This window comes from Pedobacter sp. 10L46_2 (assembly GCF_056395165.1).
In genome coordinates this window covers 1-6,033 of the sequence record NZ_JBFTIZ010000446.1, presented here as the reverse complement: position 1 = coordinate 6,033, position 6,033 = coordinate 1, and the positions used below count along the sequence as shown (strand labels likewise).

Genomic DNA, 6,033 nt, shown 5'->3' with positions numbered 1-6,033 from the left:
TTTTGCTGCTAAGGACCCTAAATTTACAGTTGGTCGTTTGGGAGGCCCGATAAATCCCGCAACCGATCTTATTTCGGGTAGTAATAAATATTTGATGGCAGTAAATTCAGGTGTTTCAATTACCCAGAAAGATAGATCAGGAATCGGGCTAATGCCCCAGGATTCTCCTTTAATTTCTTTAGGTGAACCGGGATTGTGGAAGTTCTCTTTAGATTATGTTCCAAAAATACCTTCTGTGTTTGTAAATGTTTATAACAATATGTGGAATACGAATTTCCCATTATGGCAGGAAGGTTCATGGAGTGAAAGAGTGCGAATCTGGCCTATAGATAAAAATTCCGAAACAGTTGCAAACTTAACGGAAAAATCCTGGGAGGCCCGTTTGCCATTATTAACTGGGGTTTCAGATGAAGATGCCGGACAATTACCTTTAAAAAATGAAGGTATTTCTATATCGAGAAAAGGAGTGTTAATTACGGCCTTTGGAGAGAACCCTGATGGTAAAGAAATTGTTTTGCGCTTATGGGAGCAAAGTGGCATTTCGGATAATGTTAGTGTTAAACTGCCTAAAGGATCAGGTTATCGCAAAGCTACGCCTGTAAATCTTCGTGGGGAGGCAATTGGCAAGCCACTCAATATCATTGGAGGTAAATTGTCTTTCCTGCTTAAAGCCTATGCACCTGCCAGCTTTATTTTGAGTACCAATACTTTAACGAAAAAAGTGAAGGGTGTCTAAAATTCTTGCTGAATAATCTATTTTAGATTGTAGGATAATTGATTGAACAGTTGATTAAAATATTTATATTAGAGATGTTATATCTCTGGATAAACTTAGGGCTTTATGGTATATGTTACGATTGGATAAGCAAAATGCTGATGATGACAATTTACTGTTAAGACAGATTTTTGCCGGCGATGAACGGGCATTTAATCAAATGTACTACCAGACCAATAAGAACATTTATAATGCTATAATGGCTTATGTGAAAAATGAGCACATAGCCATTGAACTTGTACAACAAGTTTATGTCAAATTCTGGAACAATCGTCAGAAATTAAAAGGCGTACAGAATTTAAAGGATTATCTTTTTATCATCGCCAAAAATTTAACACTCGATCACTTTAAGAAAGTCACCAAAGAGACTAAATTTTTTGCTGAATTAACCTTAAGGGCGAGTGATGTTGTAAATACGACAGACGAAAAGATTGAGCAAATAGAATACGACAAATTATTGCAGAATGCGATAGGACAATTACCTCCTCAGCAAAAGGAAGCATGGCTTTTGGTTAATGAACAGGAGCTTAGTTATGCTGAAATTGCTGAAAAAATGAACGTTTCTAAATTAACAGTTAAACGGCATTTAGAGTTGAGTCGCAAAAGTGTACGCGATTATTTTAAATCTCATATTGATACCGCTATTAGTCTTTCCTTTCTTGCTGTTTTAATTATTTTTTTTTCCTGATTGGGCCATTTGCATTTTTGAATCGTCTTTAGTTAAAATTCAATTACAATAATGAAGAGCGCCCGTTTTCATATACTATTACAATACTTTAAAGAAGATATCATTTCTGAGGAAGAATGGCATGAATTGCTGGCAATGATAAAAACCGGTCGTTATAAAGACCAGTTGGAAGATGATATTTTAATTTCGCTGGATAGTGCAGGAAAGAGAAATAATTGGACAACAAATATTGAGCAAGAAATGTGGGCTGGTATTCAAGCCGAAATACAGGGGAACTCAAAAAAATCTAATTACAGATTATGGATAGCTGCGGCGGCTATTCTTCTGATGATGCTTGCCGCAGGATTAATTTTCTTTAAATCCGAACATTTATTGCCGATAAAAACAAATATAGCCTATAAGAAACAGGATATCCCGCCTGGAGAAAATAAGGCCACTCTTACGTTGCCAAATGGCGAACGTGTGGTGCTCACTGATTCAACTATCAATCAGCTCGCTAATCAAGCTGGTGGCTCAATTATTAAAGCCGCTAATGGTATCCTTGTTTACAAGGCAAATTCTATGACTGGAAATTCTGACATTAGTACACCTCGCGGAGGACAGTATCAGGTAATATTACCTGATGGCACTCATGTGTGGTTAAATGCGGCATCATCACTTAAATTCCCGGCTGCTTTTAAAGGGAAAAAACGTTTGGTAGAACTTAGTGGAGAGGGATATTTTGAAGTAGCTAAAAACAAAGAGATGCCGTTTATAGTACATGCTGAAAATCAGGAAGTAGAAGTATTGGGTACTCATTTTAACATCAATAGCTACGCTGATGAAGCTTCAACAAAAACAACTTTATTAGAAGGGTCAGTTAAAGTAACAGCCCAGGGCAACCAAAAGGTGCTTACTCCTGGTGATCAGGCTCAGATTAATAAAAATGCTAAAGAGATTAAAGTTATGCAGGTCAGTCTGGAAGAAGCCGTTGCATGGAAAAATGGTTATTTCGTATTTAATGATGAAAAACTGGAAAGCATTATGCATCGCGTGTCCAGATGGTACGACGTTGATTATGAATTTGAAGGTAAGCAAGGAAATTTATCGTTTTTAGGTGTAATAGAACGAACAAAAAATATATCATCCTTATTAAAAGTGTTAGAATCAACAGGGAATGTTCACTTTAAAATAGAAGGGAGGAAAATTATCGTTATGCCATAATAAATACAGAACTAACGGTAGTTTAAACAAAGTCAGGGATGCGGGAACACCCCTGACCGATGTTTGGATTTGCCATGATAAAAAATTCAGCTAAACAACTAATCAATTTATCGACGTAGACTTTCTTCTTAAAAGAGTAAAGTGCTTCGTTGTACCACCAAAACAAACCAAATGTATGAAATTTTACGATCAATCCGGATTTAAGCTGCTTGCATTAAATTCTGGACAAATTATACGTATAATGAGGCTAACCRTTCTCATATTAGTAACATGCTTACTCCAGGTAAGTGCTTCAACTAAGGCACAAAAGATATCCCTGAGCGAAAAAAACGCTTCACTGGAAACCATTATCCGGAAAATCAGAAGCCAAACCAGTTATTACTTTATTGGCAATACAGATCTAATCAGAAAGGCTAACCTTATAAATATTAACATTAAGAATGCATCTATTGAGGATGCACTTAACCAATGTTTTTTAAATCAACCGCTGGCTTATTCTATTGTTGATAAAACAGTTGTAATTAAAACAAGGACAATACTTTCCCTGTCGGAAATAATTGGACAGAAAATATTGATAAAAGGTAAAGTCACGGATGAAAACGGTACTTCACTTACAGGAGCGTCTGTAAAGATAGAAGGCACAGCGATAGCAGCGACCACCAACCAGAATGGAGAATTTCAACTAGATGTCCCTGATAACGGTGCCATCTTATTGGTTTCCTATGTGGGATATGAAGTAGCCAGAATAAAGGTCCAAGAAGGAGGAGTAATGAATATCCGCCTTAAACCTCAGTTGCGTGATTTAACTGAAGTAGTTGTAATTGGTTATGGAACCAAACGTAAAACCGAAATTACAAGTTCAATAGCATCTGTAAATGTAAACGAACTTAGCGCAAATGCTTCTAACAATGTAACTGATGCACTTCAGGGACGTGTGGCCGGCGTCTCAATTGAATCAAGTACAGGTGCACCTGGTTCAAAGTCCAACATCACAATTCGTGGTACTGGAACTCTTGGTGCCAACGGTCCATTAGTTGTTATTGATGGGATGCCTTTTCCTTTTGGTAGTTTGGATGGGTTGAATCCTTCTGATATACAGAATATTGAAGTGCTGAAAGATGCCGCGGCCGCCAGCATTTACGGATCAAGAGCCGCAGGTGGAGTTATCTTAGTTACTACAAAATTGGGTAGAAAGAATACGGAACCTAAAGTTCAGTTTAACGCAGTTTACAGTAGCCAATCTATTGCTAAGCGCATGGATGTGCTTGACGGTGAGCAATGGACTAAATTATTAAATTCTGTTGGAGGAAATTTTCCTGCTTACAATGGAACGAATACCAATTGGCAGAATGAAATTTTTAGGAACGCTCCAATTTACAAAGCTAATGCCGATGTTACTGGAGGATCAGAACATTTTCAATATAGCCTATCAGGAAGCTATCTGAACCAAAAGGGTACAATCGTAAAAACTGATTTCAATAGTGCTAATTTTAGAGCGAAATCGGTATACGAAAAAGGTAGGATAAGAATTGGCGAGACCTTTATTTACAATAAAACCGGCGGACGCACACTACCTCCGGGAGGAGATCAATCTCATAGTAACATATTGAGTGCATTGATTGTACCTCCAACTGTTCCGGTTTATAATCCTGCAAACCAGCCAGGCGGTTGGGGTGGAGTAAACTCTGGGATGAAAAACCTTTCAAATCCTGTAGCTATTTTAAATTCCAGTGATTATAGAAATAATAATAGCTCTGTAACTGCGGATGTATTTGCCGAAATTAGATTGATTGATCAATTGAAGTATAAAATCAATGGTGCAATATCAGAAAATAGAGGCTTTGGTAATAATTATGACTTTGCCTATAATGATGGTAATGTAATACTTGCCAAACCAAGACTAAGTCAAAGTAGCGGAGTTTCTAGTTCATGGTTATTAGAACATACCCTTAGCTACGATAAAAAGATTGGATTACATAATATCTCATTGCTTGCCGGTTTTACTGCCCAAAAGGATACAAGCAATAATTTTAATGCAAATGGAAATAACCTCCCAAATGGAGTTTATTCATTTGGATCTGAAAAGTCCAACCAATCAGTAGGAGGAGATTTAGCCGATGTCAGGAGGAAATCTCTTATCGGAAGGGTTTCTTATTCTTATGATTCCAGGTATATGATCAGTGGATCAATTCGCAGAGACGGATCTTCTAAGTTTGGTGAAGGTTATTATTACGGTGTGTTCCCGGCTTTATCCGCAGGTTGGAATATCAGTAATGAGAAGTTTTATGGTAACTCAGGAGTTTCAGCCTTTATGAATTCATTAAAAATTAGAGGTAGCATTGGTTTGCTAGGAAACGATCAGATACCAAACTATTCTACAATTAATGGGATTAGTAACAACTTAAGTTTTGCTACCAACGGTGGAGTGATCGTGGGATCTATTCCTAGTGGTAATGCTTCTCCTCAAAATTTAAGATGGGAAGAATCAAAATCGGTTGATGCAGGCCTTGATGCAACATTTCTTAACGGGAAAATGTCATTGGTGTTCGATTGGTTTAACAAAACAGCAAGTGGTGTATTGTTGGCGGTTCCAATACCGCTCAGTACAGGGATTAGTGGCACACCAACAGTTAACGCCGGTACAATTAATAACAAAGGGATCGAGTTAGCTTTGGATTACTCAGATGCAGCCGGTGATTTTTCTTATAAAATAGGTTGGAATATGACTACTATGCGCAATAGAATGACCGCCATTACTATAGGAAGTGGTAATCAGGAATTTGGTGATTTAGAACGTGCTAAAGTTGGCAATCCAATAGGAAGTTTCTTCTTAATAAAAACTGACGGCATATTCAAAACACAGGCAGAGATTGACGCTTATAAAGGATCAAGCGGTCAAAAAATACAGCCTAACGCTTCGCCTGGAGATATAAAATTTGTTGATTTCGATAATAATGGTAAAATTGATAACAACGATCAACAATATAGCGGAAGTCCTATTCCAACTCTGGAAACAGGAATAGCGGCGACACTGGGTTGGAGGAATTTCGATTTTAATTTATTGGTGCAAGGGGTTTTTGGGAATAAAATCTATAATGGAGGCAGGATCTGGACAGAGCAAATGACGGCTTATACCAATTTATCTACCTCAGTTTTAAATGCCTGGACGCCTGAAAACAGCAACTCAAATTTTCCAAGATTCACACTCGCAGATGTAAATTTAAACTCCCGTGGAAATAGTGATCGTTGGTTGGAAAACGGTGCTTACGTTAGAGTTAAGAGGCTCGAATTGGGTTATACAGTAGGAGAAGATATAGCAAAACAGTTAAATGTTGGGAAAATAAGGGCATATCTTTCAGGTCAAAAT

The 6,033-nt window shown here is 37.5% G+C and carries 4 protein-coding genes; all 4 read left to right on the top strand.

All coding sequences use genetic code 11. The features are described from left to right. Positions 1-736, top strand: a 736-nt coding sequence (locus AC1DDX_RS26530) for a hypothetical protein (protein WP_477622939.1), incomplete at its 5' end; no start/stop codon positions are given. Positions 737-857: 121 nt separating this feature from the next. Beyond that, on the top strand, positions 858-1,463 hold the full coding sequence (locus AC1DDX_RS26525; protein ID WP_477622938.1) for an RNA polymerase sigma factor: 606 nt from the start codon (positions 858-860) through the stop codon (positions 1,461-1,463). A 51-nt stretch (positions 1,464-1,514) separates the two neighbouring features. Next, positions 1,515-2,666, top strand: coding sequence for a FecR family protein (locus tag AC1DDX_RS26520; RefSeq protein ID WP_477622937.1), 1,152 nt, complete (start codon positions 1,515-1,517; stop codon positions 2,664-2,666). 175 nt (positions 2,667-2,841) lie between these two features. Further along, the coding region (locus tag AC1DDX_RS26515) for a TonB-dependent receptor (protein ID WP_477622936.1) at positions 2,842-6,033 on the top strand (3,192 nt) is incomplete at its 3' end.

What these genes read in the sequence shown, in the direction of transcription:
- AC1DDX_RS26520 (WP_477622937.1), top strand. Translation starts at nt 1,515, where the DNA reads ATGAAGAGCGCCCGTTTTCATATACTATTACAATACTTTAAAGAAGAT.